This window comes from Desulfoluna sp. CLI2B, assembly GCF_056847375.1.
This window is the reverse complement of sequence record NZ_CP186557.1, coordinates 2,985,967-3,000,410: the sequence shown is the minus strand read 5'-3', so window position 1 is coordinate 3,000,410 and position 14,444 is coordinate 2,985,967. Positions and strand designations below refer to the sequence as shown.

Genomic DNA, 14,444 nt, shown 5'->3' with positions numbered 1-14,444 from the left:
GAGTCCTTATTGCGGCACCAGTACCGTGTTGTCGATGAGCCGGGTCTTGCCCAGCATCACGGCAAGGGCCATGAGGGTGGGGGAGGTGACGGTCTCCACCTCGTCCAGGGTTTCGGGGTCGCACAGGGAGATGTAGTCGATGGTCATGTCCGGGCAGCCGGACAGGTGGGTCTCGGTCATGGCCTTGATGGCTTTGGCCTGGGTCTCTCCGGCGGCGATCATCTCCCGGGCCTTTGACAGGGACTGGCTGAGGCGAAGGGCCTCGGTGCGCTCGTCGTCGCTTAAGTAGGCGTTGCGGGAGCTCATGGCCAGGCCGTCGGCTTCCCGGATGAGGGCGCCCCCGATGACCTCGATGTCCATGTTGAGGTCTTTGACCATGCGGCGGATGATGGCAAGCTGCTGAAAGTCCTTTTCACCGAAGACGGCCACATGGGGCTTGACGATGTGAAAGAGCTTGGTGACCACCGTGGTGATCCCCTTGAAAAAAACGGGGCGGGAGAGGCCGCAGAGGTGGTTGGGGAGGGTCTCCAGCTGAACGTAGGTCTCGTAGCCTTCGGGGTAGATCTGATCGCTGGTGGGGGTGAACACCACGTCCACGCCCGCGTCCCTGGATTTGGCCAGGTCACTCTCCATGGCCCGGGGGTAGGCGTCCAGATCTTCGTTGGGGCCGAACTGGGCCGGGTTTACAAAGATGCTGGTGACCAGGATATCTGCGTGTTTCTTTGCCTCCCGCATGAGGGAGAGGTGCCCGTCGTGGAGAAAGCCCATGGTGGGTACAAAGGCGATACGTTTTCCCTGTTGCCTCAGGCTGTCGCTTAAGCTCTGCATCTCGTGAATTGAACCGATGACGTCCATGTGGGTGGCCTCACTATTGGGGTTTGTTTCTTTTTTAACGGATGGCGGCACCTGTGTCCGGGGCGGCTGTTTCTCCTGCCGTTCCAGCATCGGATGCCTGTTTTATCAGCCATGGGCTTAATCCAGTCCCGATGAAAAGTCAATCCGTTGGCGGCGCTTTCCGGCGGAAAGGCCGGGAAACAGCCCGGAATTGAGAGGCCAAGGACCCTTGGAGGCCCCAGATCCTCAGGCCCTGTGCGGGGTGTGGTGGCAGAGCTTCCCATGCCTGGTCCTTGCATTGGTATTTGGTGTCTGATATATCAAAAGGTGCCCCTTTGTAAATCATGGCAAGCGGTATATATCTCTGAGACTCGGTACGAAGGAGGGTGTGGATTGACACAAAACGGCAGGTTGTCCATGGAAGAATTTGATTCCCGGTTTAAGGTGTTCTATGAGTTGATGCCCTGTAAAATCAGGGAAATCCTGTTGGTGTCCAGCCTGTATGATGCGTGCATCATGGAAGAGGACGGGCGCCTTTCCGAAAAGATCGTCACCGAGTACCGGGGGCTCAACCTGAGCCGTCCCCCGCGCCTGACCTGGGTGTCTACGGCCGAAGAGGCCCTGGACATGCTGGAGAAGCGTTCCTTTGATATGGTGGTCACCATGTTGCGCCTCGTGGACATGGATGCCTTCACCCTGGGAGAGGAGATCAAGCGCAAGTGCCCGAATATCCCCGTTGTGTTGCTCACCCACAGCCCCCTGCCCAGCCAGTTTGACCCGGTGAGGTCCAAGTCCCGGGGTGTGGACCGCATGTACGTGTGGACCGGAAACGCCGACATCCTCCTGGCCCTGATCAAAAGTGAGGAAGACCGCCTCAATGTGGCCCACGACACTGAAAAGGCCGGGGTCCGTATTATTTTGATGGTGGAGGACTCTCCTCTGTACACCTCGGCCATCCTGCCCATCCTTTACAAAGAGGTGGTGACCCAGGTCCAGGACGTCATGGAGGAGGTCTTGAACCACGAGCACCGGCTCCTCACCATGCGGGCCCGTCCCAAGATCCTCGTGACCCAGAGTTATGAAGAGGCCATGGAGATCTACGAAGAGTACAAGGAGTACATCCTTGGCGTGATCTCCGATGCCAGCTTTCCCCGGGACGGTGCCGTGTGCGACGACTCCGGGTACCTGGTGCTCTCCCACATCCAGGGGGAACAGGCGGACATCCCCCTGATGATGGCCAGCACCGAGTCGTCCAACCGCAGAGTTGCCGATGAGCTCGGTATCTATTTCGTGGACAAGAACTCTCCCTCCCTGTCCGGTGACTTTCACCACTATTTTGTGAACCAGCTGGGCTTCGGGGACTTCGTGTTTCGGGACAGCGACGGGGGGGAGCTCTGCCGGGCCCCCAACTTCCGTGCCCTTGAGAAAAAACTGGCCGATATCCCGGATGAGTACTTTTACAACCACTGGAAGAAAAACGATTTTTCCCGCTGGTTCTTCGCCCGTTCCGAAACCCTTCTGGCAAACAGGCTGCGTCCGGCCACTGACGAAGATTTCATGGGCAACATCGCCGACATGAAGGCCTTTATCCTCAAGAATATTCAGGAGCGGCGCCGCAACCGCCAGAAGGGGGTGGTGGTTCAGTTTGATGCCGATGAATTTGACCCCGAGACCGAGTTTCTGAAGATCGGGAACGGCTCCCTGGGTGGCAAGGCCCGGGGCCTCGTCTTTGCCTCCACCCTGCTTCGTCACCACCCGGAACTCCACGACAGCTTCGGGGGCGTTGAAATTTCCCTGCCCCAGACCCTGGTCATCTCCACCGAGGGTTTCGACGCCTTTGTGCGGGAGAACGACCTCAAGTGGGTGGCCAAGGCCGATCTGCCAGATGAAGAGGTGATCGAGCTGTTCCAGGACGCCACTTTCCCCGGCTGGATCGACGAGGAACTCCGGGCGTTTTTAAAGGAGATCAACCATCCCCTGGCCGTACGCTCCTCGGCCCTGTTTGAAGACGCCCAGTTCATGGCGTATGCGGGGCTCTATCATACCAGCATGATCTCCAACGACGATGCGGAGTTGGAGGTGAGGCTGAATCAGCTCATCTCCGCGGTGAAGCTCGTCTACGCCTCCACCTATTTCCAGGGACCCAAGAGTTTTGCCCGGCGGGTGGGGCATCGCACCGAAGAGGAGAAGATGGCGGTGATCATCCAGGAGGTTTGCGGGCGGCGCTGGGGTGATTACCATTATCCGGCCGTCTCGGGGGTGGCCCAGTCCTACAACTACTATCCCTTTGGAAAGATGGAGGCGGATGAAGGCATCGCCGCCATCGCCATGGGGCTTGGGCGCACGGTGGTGGAGGGAGAGCAGGCCCTGCGGTTCTCGCCGCGAAGGCCCCATATCCTGCCTCAGTTTCCCGGGCTGGCAGGAAGAACCTCTTAACGCCCAGCAGAGCCTGTATGCCCTGAAGGTGGGGGCCAAGGCGCGGCGCTCCGTCATGACCCTCAACTCGGAGATTGAAAAGCTCAACATCCGTGACCTGGATGACGCCGGACCGGCCTCTTTCCTTTCCGGGACCTATGTCCGGGAGGAAAACACCATCCGGTACGGCCACCAGTGCCGGGGCCCCAAGGTGTTGACCTTTGACAGGATCCTTAAGTACAACATGTTCCCTCTGCCTGAGCTCCTTTCGAAGGTCCTTGAGATCGGTTCCCAGGGCATGGGCTGCTCCGTGGAGATCGAGTTTGCCGTGGAGCTTCCCCTCAAGCCCGGGGAGCAGGGGCGCTTTGTGCTGCTTCAGATACGGCCCATGACCGACCGTGACGAGCTGGCCGACGTGGTGATCACCGATGAGGAGAAGGCCGCCGGGGTCAGTGTCTCCTCCCACGCCCTGGGAAATGTCAAGGGGCAGCCCGTCACTCATATTCTCTATGTGAAGCCCGACACCTTTGATCTGAAGAACACCCGGGAGATTGCCCGGGAGATCGGCCGCATGAACGCGGAGCTGGCCAGGCGCGGGGAGAAGTACCTGCTTCTGGGGCCTGGGCGCTGGGGCTCGGCGGATCGCTGGCTCGGGATTCCCGTGACCTGGGAAGAGATCTCCGAGGTGTGCGGCATCATCGAGAGCAGCCACGCCGACCTCAAGGCCGATCCGTCCCAGGGGTCCCACTTTTTTCATAACATCACGGCCCTGGGAATCAACTACGTCTCCATCCTGGCGGAGCGGGGCGATTTTTTCGACATGGAATGGCTCCTTGAGCAGCCGGTGGCCGTGGACGGAGAGTTTACGGCCCTTGCCAGCTTCGAGGTCCCGTGCGTGATGAAGGTGGACGGGCGACATGCCGTAAGCGTTCTGTTACCGCCTGCCTGAGGCACCGTGCAGGGGGAACATGTCGGGACCGTATCGCCTTAGGGTAAACACCTTTTCCCTTGGTGAAGGCCCTTGAACAGGCGTTGACGGGCGAGACATTTGTGTGTACATTCCGTTTTTTTGCATGATGGGGGCTCCTGTTTTTTTAAGGGATTGGTGAAAAGGGGGCCCCTTGCCTCCCCGTGGGAGGAGGCAGGTTGAAGAGCCGGTGTTGCCATGGGGCGCTGCCGGCTGGTGTGATTATATTTGAAAGGATACTTTGGAAAGGGTTTTCCGGCGCGCAGGTTTTGGCGCGAGCGGAAACATGGCCCGGGTGCTGTTGAATTGACCAGACTGATTTTTTTGACATCCATCCGGAGTTACCGACGGAAGAGCTGAACAGGATGCCCGCAGGGCATCCTCCTTGGGGACATTCCATGGAGCGGGAACACAACCCGTACCCCACGGAATGATGGGGACCCCGAGGGGCGCATTGCCGCACCGCCCTTCCGCATACTGATGAAGGAGATGTGTGATGGATAATCAGGGAAAACAAGGCATAAGCATCATTGCCAAGCCTTTGCGGGAACAGATTTACGAGTATTTAAGGGATGAGATGTACCGGGGCAGCCTCCTGCCCGGCTCCCTTGTGAACGTCAATGAGATCAGCCACCGCCTGGGCATCAGCAAGACCCCCCTCAGGGACGCGCTGATCCAGCTTGAGTGCGACGGGTTTGTCTCCATTCTTCCCAGGCGCGGGGTGATGATCAACAAACTCTCCCTGGAAGATGTCAAAAACGCATGGGAGATCTGCAGGGCCCTGGAATCGGAGATCCTGATTCCTGTCTTCGACAAGCTCAAGGAACCGGCCCTGACCGAGATGGAGCGGTTGACCAAGGAGATGAAACGGGCCTCGGAGGTCAAGGACACCTACAGCTTCTATCAGAACAACGTGGCCTTCCATAATGTCTTTCTGAACCTCTCCTCCAACGACCAGATGCGCCGCATCATCCAGCTCAACAAGCAGCGCCTCTACGATTTTCTTACCCGCAAGCACATCCCTCAATGGGAAGAGGAGCACTGCGAGGAGCACATGGCCTTCATCGACCTTATCCGTCGCGGAGACGCAGACGAAGCTGCCCAATACCTGAAGGTGACCCACTGGTCCTTAGAGGACCAGGAGACCTACATCCTCCAGTTCTACTTCAACGGGGAGACCCATGAGTAAGAGAGTATCTGTGAGTCTGGAGACCCTGGGCATCCGCGTCCTTGACGGCGGCAGGGGCTGGGTGGCCCTGGACAAACCCTGCGGGGTCTCGGTCCATAACGATCCGGGCAGGGACCTGGTCTCTGCAGTGATCCATACCCTTGCCGCAGAGCCCGCCCGGCTCCTGCAGGAAGAGGGCACCCGATCCGACACGGTCCATGCCGTGCACCGCCTGGACGGGGACACCAGCGGGGTGGTGCTCTTTGCCTTCGGCAAAGAAGCGGCACGGCACCTGACGCGCCAGTTCGAAGAGAAACAGGTCACCAAGGAGTACCTGGCCCTGGTCCACGGCGACCTGACACCCGAAAAGGGAAAGTGGGCACAGCCCCTGACCAAGGAAGCCGGCGGACGCACCAACCCGGCAGGCAGCGGAAAGCGCATGGCCTCCACCACCGCCTTTTCCGTAGTGTCCCGGTCCGTGCACTACACCCTGGTGCGCTGCAGCCCCCTCACCGGCCGCAAACACCAGATTCGCCGCCACGCCAAACTGGCGGGCCACCCCCTCACAGGAGACCGGAGGTATGGCTCCAAACGCGCCCTGGCCGTTCTGGAAGAACGATTCGGGTACCGCCGCCTGGGCCTCCACGCCCGGACCATCACCTTTTGCCCGCCGGGTTCAGATCAGACCATCACCGTGGCGTCGGCCGACTCCGTGCCCGAGGCCATGGAGGCCCTTCTCCAGGGCGACATGGCCCAAGAATGATTTCACGTCAATGACGTTTAACCTGTCAGCAGCTTAATAAGCTGCCTCCTATGGATACAGTCACCGGAAAAAATTCCATTCGCTGTGTAAAATAAATGTATTCAGGGGCTTGCTTTGAGCTGCTGTCATGGCTTTAACAGCTTGCATGTGACATTTTGTAGGGTGTGCTTGCGCACCATTTGCTCGGAAAACCAATGTCTTTTGCCATATCCCTGCTGCGTGAAGGCCACCCGTACATGGGTTTCATGAGCGTTACGATTTTTCGGCGGTGCGCAAGCGCACCCTACCTCACATCCCCTACACCGTCGGCAAGTTACACCCACATGAGGGCGCGTTTGCGCACCTTTTAATTTCACAGTAACTGAATCGTTACGCCGATGTTTAAAAACTGTTTGTTAAACTTTTTAAAAGTTTAGCCCCCGGCAGGGCCGCCGGAGGCATGCTTTTTGGTTTTTTGCATTTGCGCAGCTTCCCGCTTTCGCGAACCCCGGGTGTTGCATGGGGACCGTCTGTGGTATAGTGCGCCATTCGGATCGGCATCCGTGGATACCGCCGGGCCTGGGGAGTTCCCTGAAGCATTTGCGGGCGGGCAGATAAGTCACCATCAATCTATACGAAAGAGATCATGAGCCAGACCATCAATACATCAGTGGATATCGGAGGCGTACGCCTCGCCAACCCGGTGATGACCGCATCGGGAACCTTCGGGTACGGCAAAGAGTTTGACGAGGTCCTCAACCTCAACCGGCTGGGCGGCGTCGTCATGAAGGGGCTTTCCCTGTATCCCGCCAAGGGCAACCCTCCCCCCCGCATCGCAGAGACCTCCTGCGGCATGCTCAACGCCATCGGCCTTGAGAACGTAGGGATCCAGCGGTTTATCAAGGAAAAACTTCCGGAGATGAAGGCCTTTGACACCAAGGTGTTCATCAACATCTACGGCAAGACCGTGGAAGAGTACGCGGCCATCGCGGACACCGCCGAGGGCGTGGAGGGCATCCACGGCATCGAGATCAACATCTCCTGCCCCAACGTGAGCGCAGGGGGCCTGGCCTTCGGCGTGGATCCCGTTGCAGCCGCCGATGTGGTCAGGGCGGTGAAGGCAAAAACCAGCCTGCCCGTCATGGTCAAGCTCAGCCCCAACGTCACGGACATCACCGAGATCGCCCGGAGCGTGGAAGGGGAGGGGGCTGACTCGGTTTCCCTGATCAACACCCTCACCGGCATGGGCATTGACATCCACACCCGTAAGCCCCTGCTGGCAAATGTGGTGGGGGGGCTCTCCGGCCCCGCGGTGAAGCCTGTTGCCATCCGCATGGTGTACCAGGTTGCCAAGGCCGTGAAGATTCCGGTCATCGGCATGGGCGGGATCATGACCGCCGACGACGCCGTGGAATTTCTCATTGCAGGGGCCTCCGCCGTTCAGGTGGGCACGGCCAACTTTGTGTACCCCGACGCCGCCGAGAAGGTGGTGGACGGTATCGAAGCCTTTCTCAAGGAGAAGGGGATCAGCGATGTCAACGACCTCATCGGGAGCGTAGAGGTCTGAAGCCCATAAAGCCCTGACAGCCGGGCCTTGATGATCGGTACATACGATAGAATTTTAAAAAGCCGCGTTTTTACGCGGCTTTTTTTATTGGGGCACGACACCTTGGGATGCAGCTTCAGCCGTGGGGCTTTTCCTTTGCGTCTCGTTCCCCTCTCAGAACTTCGAAGGCGGTGCCCCGGAATCGGCAGGTGGTGAATATCCTTGCTTTTGAGCTCTATCTTTGTTTATTAAGACTGAACATAGTTAGGGTTTATGTCTGTTGTCTTTTCATTTGGTTTGTCGTTCGAATGTTAACCGATGTGAAACAATGGAAAGGGGGAGTTGATGAAGCGCACCATCCCGGTTCTTCTTGTTCTGGCTCTTTTGGTCTGCCTGCCCGGCGCAGGCGAGGTTTCGGCAGACGCCATTCTGGGGCAGTGGTACACCAAGGATAACGAGGCTGTCGTCGAAATCTACAAAGAGGGCGACACCTATGCGGGAGGGTACCTTTTTGGCTAGCCGTCGGTGGCGGGTGACCAGATGAGAACGGGGCCCCTGTGGTGGACGCCAACAACCCCGACCCGGAAAAGGCCAAACAGCCCGTTCTGGGCATGACCCTGGCCCACGGGTTTTCCCATGTGGGGGGCAATGACTGGGAGAACGGTCATATCTACGACCCGGACAACGGAAAAACCTACAAGTGCCTCATGAAGCTTAAAAAAGGGGGCAAGCAGCTGAAAGTTCGTGGGTTCATCGGGGTGTCTCTGCTGGGACGCAACGAATACTGGACGCGCAAGGGGCAGTAGCTGTTTTATCCCCGGTGCAGACATGCGCGTGTACCGGCCCGGGCACTCCGGGCCGACATCATACCGACCATCAAACGTCAATGAGGAGGAAATATGTGTAAGCGAATTGTGATGATACTTCTGGCCCTCTGCCTTGCCACAGGCACTGCTTTTGCCGTGGATGCAGAGGATGTCACCTTCCCGGAAAAGGTCACCTTTGACGGCGTGGACCTTGTCTTCAACGGCTCCGGCATCCGCGTCAAAAGCTTTGTAAAGCCCTATGTGGCGGCCCTTTTCCTCCAGGAGAAGAGCTCCGACGGCGACGCCGTGGTCGCGGCCGATGCCCCCATGGCCATCCGGCTCCACATCACCAGCAAGCTCATCACCTCCAAGAAAATGTCTAAGTCCACGCGCAAGGGCTTTAAGACCTCCACCAACGGAAACACCGCCCCCATCCAGGCGGAGATCGACCAGATGATGGACGTGTTCAGCGAAAAGATCCACGTGGACGATGTCTACGACATGGTCTATGTCCCCGGTACCGGCACCTCCATTTACAAGCAGGGAGAGAAAAAGGCCACCATCAAAGGGTACGAGTTCAAAAAAGCCCTCTTCGGCATCTGGCTCGGCGCCAAGCCCACCACCGAAGCCCTCAAGGCCGGCATGCTGGGACAATCCAACGGTTAGTAAAAAACAAAAGCATGCCTCCGGCGGCCAAGGGCTGAGCCCTTGGAACCCAGGTTCGCCCGTGAGCAGTGGGAATGGCTACCCGAGGCTCGTCATGCAGCCTGCTGCGATGCTTAAAAATAAAAAAAGGTGGAACCGAACATTCGGTCCCACCTTTTTTTATTTCAGCTTGCTCTCCACACCGCCGAAGGCGGTACGTAGAAAGAAAACGCGGTCGCGATGCGACCGCGTTTTCTTTCTACAAGATAGCTTTCATGGCAGTCATGAAGCTGCGGAGTTCTTTACCGATGACTTCCACGGGGTGGTTGCGGATGGCATCGTTGACGCCGATGAGAGCCACGTTGTCCACGCCGTTGCCGTCTGCGGCAAGGCCTTTGCCGATGATGTCGGTCTCTACGCTCTTCATGAAGTCGGCCAGAAGGGGCACGCAGGCATTGGCGAAGAGGTAGCAGCCGTATTCCGCGGTATCGGAGATGACCTTGTTCATCTCGTAGAGCTTCTTGCGGCTGATGAGGTTGGCGATGAGGGGGGTCTCGTGGAGAGACTCGTAGTAGGCAGACTCCTCTTTGATGCCAGCGGCCACCATGGTTTCAAAGGCCAGCTCAACGCCTGCCTTGACCATGGCCACCATAAGGATGCCGTTGTCGAAGAACTCCTGCTCGGAGATCTCCATGTCGCCAGCGGTGGACTTTTCAAATGCGGTCTGGCCGGTCTCTTCGCGCCATCCCAGGAGCTTGGCGTCGCCCTCGGCCCAGTCGGCCATCATGCCTTCGGAGAAGGCGCCGCTCATGATGTCGTCCATGTGCTTGTTGAAGAGGGGACGCATGATGGTCTTGAGCTCTTCGGATACTTCAAAGCACTTGATCTTGGAGGGGTTGTCCAGGCGGTCCATCATGTTGGTGATGCCGCCGTGCTTGAGGGCTTCAGTGACGGTCTCCCAGCCGTACTGGATGAGCTTGCTGGCGTAGCCTGCGTCCATGCCCTTTTCGATCATTTTATCAAAGCAGAGGATGGAGCCGGTCTGGAGCATGCCGCAGAGGATGGTCTGCTCGCCCATGAGGTCGGATTTGACCTCGGCAATGAAGGAGGAGAGGAGAACACCTGCGCGGTCACCGCCGGTGCCGGCGGCGTAGGCCTTGGCAATCTCCAGGCCGTCACCGTTGGGGTCGTTCTCTTTGTGGACGGCGATGAGGGTGGGGACGCCGAACCCGCGCTTGTACTCTTCGCGTACCTCGGTTCCGGGGGATTTGGGGGCCACCATGACAACGGTCAGGTCCTCGCGGACCTGCATGCCCTCTTCAACGATGTTGAAGCCGTGGGAGTAAGCCAGGCAGGCGCCTTTTTTCATGAGGGGCATGACGGCCTTGACCACGTTGGTGTGCTGCTTGTCCGGGGTGAGGTTGAGCACGAGGTCGGCGGTGGGGAGCATCTCTTCGTAGGTGCCGACGGAAAAGCCATTTTCAGTGGCGTTCAGGTCAGTTTCAACACTCTCGTCGATGGCTGCCTGACGCAGGGTGTAGGAGACGTCAAGGCCGCTGTCACGCAGGTTCAGGCCCTGGTTAAGACCCTGGGCCCCGCAACCGACGACAACGATTTTTTTGCCTTTGAGCTTCTCCACGCCGTTGAACTCAGACGGGTCCATGAAGCTGCATTGGCCAAGCTGTTCCAGTTGAAGGCGTAAGGGAAGGGTGTTGAAGTAGTTCATCTTTGGATGCTCCATATCATGAAAATAAAGATTAATGGGCCATATCGGCTTGCTGGGGTCGCCCGAAGGCGGCCCCGATTGTGTTACCTGTTTGTTAAACGATTCAAAAGCTTGGCCTCCGGCAGGGCCGCCGGAGGCTTTTTTTTATATAAACCTATATCACATCACAGGACGTGACGGGGTTTGACTTGAAATATTCAAGGCGGTTGAGGCCGTTGATGTAGGCCTTGGCGCTTGCCGTGATGATGTCCGGGTCGGCGCCGCGTCCCAGTGAGACATGCTCCCCTTCCTTCATGCGGACGGTGACCTCGCCCTGGGCATCGGTGCCGCCGGTGAGGGCGCCGATGGAGAAGCGCAGGAGCTCGGGCTCCCGCCCCGCGATCTTGGCGATGGTGTTGAAGACCGCGTCGATGGGGCCGTTGCCTTCAAAGGCTCCCTGCTTCACCTTGCCGTTGATGCCCAGGCGCACGCTGGCCATGGGGTAGACGGTGGTGCCGGAGGTGACGTGGAGGTATTCCAGGGTGTACACCTCATGGCTTCGCAGGACCACGTCCGTGACCAGGGCTTCCAGGTCCTCGTCCATGATCTCTTTTTTCCGGTCGGCCAGCACCTTGAAGCTTTCAAAGACCGTGTTGAGTTCCTCTTCGGTGAGGTTGTAGCGCATCTCCTCCAGGCGGGAGCGCAGGGCAAAGCGCCCGGAGAGTTTGCCCAGCACCAGCTTGTTGGTGGTGAGCCCCACGGTCTCCGGCCTCATGATCTCGTAGGTCATGGGGTTCTTGAGCATGCCGTCCTGGTGGATACCCGACTCGTGGGAGAAGGCGTTGGCACCCACAATGGCCTTGTTGGGCTGCACCATGATGCCCGTGATGGAGCTGACCAGGCGGCCCGTGGCGTGGATGCGCGTGGTGTCGATGCCTGTTTCCATGGGAAAGGTCCCGGGGCGCGTGTGCAGCGCCATGACCACCTCTTCCAGGGCCGTGTTTCCGGCCCGCTCGCCGATGCCGTTGATGGTGACCTCGGCCTGTCCGGCTCCGGCAGCGATGGCCGCCAGGGTGTTGGCCGTTGCCAGGCCAAGATCGTTGTGGCAGTGGACGCTCAAGGTGGCCTTGTCCATGCCCGGGGTGTTGGCCATGACGTGGCGCACCAGCTCGCCGAATTCACTGGGGACCGCGTAGCCCACGGTGTCGGGGAGGTTCACGGTGGTGGCCCCGGCCTCGATGACCGCCCCGAAGATGCGGCAGAGAAAGTCGGGGTCGGTGCGGGAGCCGTCTTCGGCGGAGAACTCAATGTTGTCCGTGTACTGCCGTGCGTGGGAAACCGCTGCCACGGCCCGCTCCACCACTTCGTCACGGCCCATGCGGAGCTTGTACTCCAGATGGATGTCCGAGGTGGCGATGAATGTGTGGATCCGGGGTTTTACCGCGTCCTTGATGGCTTCCCAGGCCCGGTCGATGTCCCCGGCGGTGGCCCTGCACAAGGCGGCCACTTCCGCGTTTTTTACGGTCTCCGAGATGCGGGAGACCGCCTCGAAATCACCGGGGGAAGATGCGGGAAACCCCGCTTCGATGACGTCCACGCCCAGAGCGTCCAGATGGGTGGCGATGCGCAGTTTTTCCGCGGTGTTCATGCTTGCGCCGGGTGACTGTTCGCCGTCTCGTAAGGTGGTGTCAAATATGGTGATGGTTCTGTTCATGGTTTTGTGCTCCGAAAATTGGGTCTGCAAGTTTGTCTTGTGGTTCTAACGATGTGTCGTTTGAATTCAGGCAAACCCAGTGAGCATGGACCGCAGGATGCCTGCGGCGTCTCCTGCGGTCATTGTCACCTCTTTCATGGTACGGGGCCTCCTGGTCCCCTGTTGGTGGTATGGCGGCCATTGAAGACCGCCGTGTGTATGTGGCCTGCTGGACGTGCCGCAAAGGATGCGTCCGGCTATTTTTTCTTGGCCAGCTTGTACTGAAAGCTGTCGGCCAGTGCCTCGAAGCTCGCTTCGATGATGTCCTCGGAGACGCCGATGGTGCTCCAGATGTCGTCGCCGTCCCGGGATTCGATGAGGACGCGGACCTTGGCTTCGGTGCCGCCCCGACCGTCCATGACGCGGACCTTGAAGTCCACGAGGTGCATGGTCTCCAGCTCTTTGTAGAATCGGCTCAGGGCCTTGCGCAGGGCGTTGTCCAGGGCGCTCACCGGGCCGTGGCCTTCGGCTGCGGTGATCTCGCTTACGCCGCCTACGTTCACCTTGACGATGGCGTGGGAGGTGCAGGGGCGGTCCTTGTCCTTTTCAATGGTGACCCGGAACGACTCCAGGTCGAAGACGGGCTCGTATTGTAGCAGGAACTTGTCCATGAGGACCTTGAAGGAGCCGTCGGCCACCTCGTACTGGTAGCCCTCCTGTTCCAGCATCTTGATCTCGCTGACGATGCGCTTGGAGTCGAACTCCGGGGCCTCAAGGTCGATGCCCATCTCCTTGGCCTTGTATTCGATGTTGCTCCGGCCCGCCTGGTCCGAGACCAGCACCCGCCGCCTGTTGCCCACATCCTCGGGATCGATGTGCTCGTAGGATAGGGGCTCTTTCATGACGGCGCTCACATGGACTCCGCCCTTGTGGGCAAAGGCGCTCTTGCCCACAAAGGGGCGGGAGGCCAGGGGGATCATGTTGGAGGTCTCGCTCACGAAGCGGGACAGCGGTTTCAGTTTTTTCAGGTTCGCCTCGGAGACGCAGGGGCGTTTTAATTTTAAGTTCAGGATGGGGATCACCGAGGTGAGATCGGTGTTGCCGCAGCGTTCCCCGTACCCGTTGATGGTGCCCTGGACCATGATGGCTCCTGCCTGGACGGCAGCGATGGAGTTTGCAACGGCCAGGTTGCAGTCGTTGTGGGCGTGGATGCCCATGCGGACATTGCGGCCGGTCTCGGCATCGAGGGCGGCCTTGACCGTTTCAAGGATCTCCGTTACCTCGTGGGGCAAGGTGCCTCCGTTGGTGTCGCACAGCACCACCACATCCGCTCCCCCGGCAAGGGCGGCGGACAGGGTTTTCACCGCGTATTCCGGGTTGGCCTTGTACCCGTCGAAGAAGTGCTCGGCGTCGTAGAGGACCTCACGGCCGTGGCTTTTGAGAAAGGCGACGCTCTCTTCGATCATGGCCAGGTTCTCAGACAGGGTGTTGCCCATGATGTCCACCACATGGAGATCCCAGGTCTTGCCGAAGATGGTGATGGCCGGAGAACCGCAGCCCACCAGGGCCTTTAAGTTGGCGTCTTCTTCGGCGGGGATCCCCTGCCGCCTGGTGGAGCCGAAGGCTGTGATGCGCGCGGTGGCGAAGGTTTCGCCTTTGGCCAGCTCAAAGAAGCGATCGGCGGCAGGGTTGGAGCCGGGCCATCCGCCTTCGATGTAGTGGATGCCCATGTCGTCCAGGCGCTGGGCCACTTTGAGTTTGTCCTCCGGCGAAAAGGAGATGTTCTCCCCCTGGGCGCCGTCGCGAAGGGTGGTGTCGAATATCAGGACCGGTTCCATGTCATCTTGCTCCGGGTGTTGTCTTGAAAAATGATAACCAGATGGCTCTTGTGCGTCTGTTTTTCTCTTATACGCACCGGCCATG

12 protein-coding genes are annotated in these 14,444 nt (G+C 59.0%); 8 read left to right on the top strand and 4 right to left on the bottom strand.

Translation table 11 applies throughout. The features are described 5' to 3' along the window. Window positions 1–6: 6 nt before the first annotated feature. On the bottom strand, window positions 7–855 hold the full coding sequence (panC, locus tag ACOYW2_RS14135; protein WP_482770837.1) for a pantoate--beta-alanine ligase: 849 nt from the start codon (window positions 853–855) through the stop codon (window positions 7–9). A 396-nt stretch (window positions 856–1,251) separates the two neighbouring features. On the opposite strand from panC, the gene ACOYW2_RS14130 reads away from it, so the two are divergent. The 8 genes from ACOYW2_RS14130 to ACOYW2_RS14095 all read left to right on the top strand — a co-directional run bounded on the left by ACOYW2_RS14130 (window position 1,252) and on the right by ACOYW2_RS14095 (window position 9,144). Beyond that, entirely contained in the window at window positions 1,252–3,270 is a 2,019-nt protein-coding gene (locus ACOYW2_RS14130) for a PEP/pyruvate-binding domain-containing protein (RefSeq protein ID WP_482770836.1), read from the top strand. Window positions 3,271–3,325: 55 nt separating this feature from the next. Beyond that, window positions 3,326–4,198, top strand: a complete 873-nt coding sequence (locus ACOYW2_RS14125) for a hypothetical protein (protein WP_482770835.1) — start codon at window positions 3,326–3,328, stop codon at window positions 4,196–4,198. A gap of 514 nt (window positions 4,199–4,712) precedes the next feature. Then, on the top strand, window positions 4,713–5,405 hold the full coding sequence (locus ACOYW2_RS14120; protein ID WP_482770834.1) for a GntR family transcriptional regulator: 693 nt from the start codon (window positions 4,713–4,715) through the stop codon (window positions 5,403–5,405). Continuing rightward, entirely contained in the window at window positions 5,398–6,147 is a 750-nt protein-coding gene (locus ACOYW2_RS14115) for an RluA family pseudouridine synthase (RefSeq protein ID WP_482770833.1), read from the top strand. Before ACOYW2_RS14120 ends, ACOYW2_RS14115 begins: the two co-directional genes overlap by 8 nt. Window positions 6,148–6,772: 625 nt before the next feature. Then, on the top strand, window positions 6,773–7,693 hold the full coding sequence (locus tag ACOYW2_RS14110) for a dihydroorotate dehydrogenase (protein WP_482423463.1): 921 nt from the start codon (window positions 6,773–6,775) through the stop codon (window positions 7,691–7,693). A gap of 324 nt (window positions 7,694–8,017) precedes the next feature. Next, window positions 8,018–8,191 carry a hypothetical protein gene (locus tag ACOYW2_RS14105; protein WP_482423462.1) on the top strand — a complete coding sequence of 58 codons (174 nt, stop codon included), beginning with the start codon at window positions 8,018–8,020 and terminating at the stop codon, window positions 8,189–8,191. A 38-nt stretch (window positions 8,192–8,229) separates the two neighbouring features. Continuing rightward, a complete protein-coding gene (locus ACOYW2_RS14100) occupies window positions 8,230–8,478 on the top strand; it encodes a DUF2147 domain-containing protein (protein ID WP_482423461.1) in 249 nt (82 codons plus the stop codon). A gap of 93 nt (window positions 8,479–8,571) precedes the next feature. After that, entirely contained in the window at window positions 8,572–9,144 is a 573-nt protein-coding gene (locus ACOYW2_RS14095; RefSeq protein WP_482415806.1) for a chalcone isomerase family protein, read from the top strand. Window positions 9,145–9,382: 238 nt separating this feature from the next. Here the strand turns inward: ACOYW2_RS14095 and ilvC are convergent, their stop codons facing one another. From ilvC to cimA, 3 genes are all read right to left on the bottom strand, one after another. Next, window positions 9,383–10,849, bottom strand: a complete 1,467-nt coding sequence (gene ilvC / locus ACOYW2_RS14090; RefSeq protein ID WP_482770832.1) for a ketol-acid reductoisomerase — start codon at window positions 10,847–10,849, stop codon at window positions 9,383–9,385. Between the two features lie 154 nt (window positions 10,850–11,003). Next, window positions 11,004–12,542, bottom strand: coding sequence for a 2-isopropylmalate synthase (locus tag ACOYW2_RS14085; protein WP_482415808.1), 1,539 nt, complete (start codon window positions 12,540–12,542; stop codon window positions 11,004–11,006). A gap of 236 nt (window positions 12,543–12,778) precedes the next feature. Continuing rightward, window positions 12,779–14,359: a citramalate synthase gene (cimA, locus tag ACOYW2_RS14080; RefSeq protein ID WP_482415809.1), complete on the bottom strand. Its 1,581-nt coding sequence runs from the start codon at window positions 14,357–14,359 to the stop codon at window positions 12,779–12,781. Window positions 14,360–14,444: the final 85 nt, after the last annotated feature.

Bases quoted from the DNA above. Each gene is read 5' to 3' on its own strand.
- panC (WP_482770837.1), bottom strand. From the start codon at position 855: ATGGACGTCATCGGTTCAATTCACGAGATGCAGAGCTTAAGCGACAGC.
- ACOYW2_RS14130 (WP_482770836.1), top strand. From the start codon at position 1,252: ATGGAAGAATTTGATTCCCGGTTTAAGGTGTTCTATGAGTTGATGCCC.
- ACOYW2_RS14125 (WP_482770835.1), top strand. From the start codon at position 3,326: ATGACCCTCAACTCGGAGATTGAAAAGCTCAACATCCGTGACCTGGAT.
- ACOYW2_RS14120 (WP_482770834.1), top strand. From the start codon at position 4,713: ATGGATAATCAGGGAAAACAAGGCATAAGCATCATTGCCAAGCCTTTG.
- ACOYW2_RS14115 (WP_482770833.1), top strand. From the start codon at position 5,398: ATGAGTAAGAGAGTATCTGTGAGTCTGGAGACCCTGGGCATCCGCGTC.
- ACOYW2_RS14110 (WP_482423463.1), top strand. From the start codon at position 6,773: ATGAGCCAGACCATCAATACATCAGTGGATATCGGAGGCGTACGCCTC.
- ACOYW2_RS14105 (WP_482423462.1), top strand. From the start codon at position 8,018: ATGAAGCGCACCATCCCGGTTCTTCTTGTTCTGGCTCTTTTGGTCTGC.
- ACOYW2_RS14095 (WP_482415806.1), top strand. From the start codon at position 8,572: ATGTGTAAGCGAATTGTGATGATACTTCTGGCCCTCTGCCTTGCCACA.
- ilvC (WP_482770832.1), bottom strand. From the start codon at position 10,849: ATGAACTACTTCAACACCCTTCCCTTACGCCTTCAACTGGAACAGCTT.
- ACOYW2_RS14085 (WP_482415808.1), bottom strand. From the start codon at position 12,542: ATGAACAGAACCATCACCATATTTGACACCACCTTACGAGACGGCGAA.
- cimA (WP_482415809.1), bottom strand. From the start codon at position 14,359: ATGGAACCGGTCCTGATATTCGACACCACCCTTCGCGACGGCGCCCAG.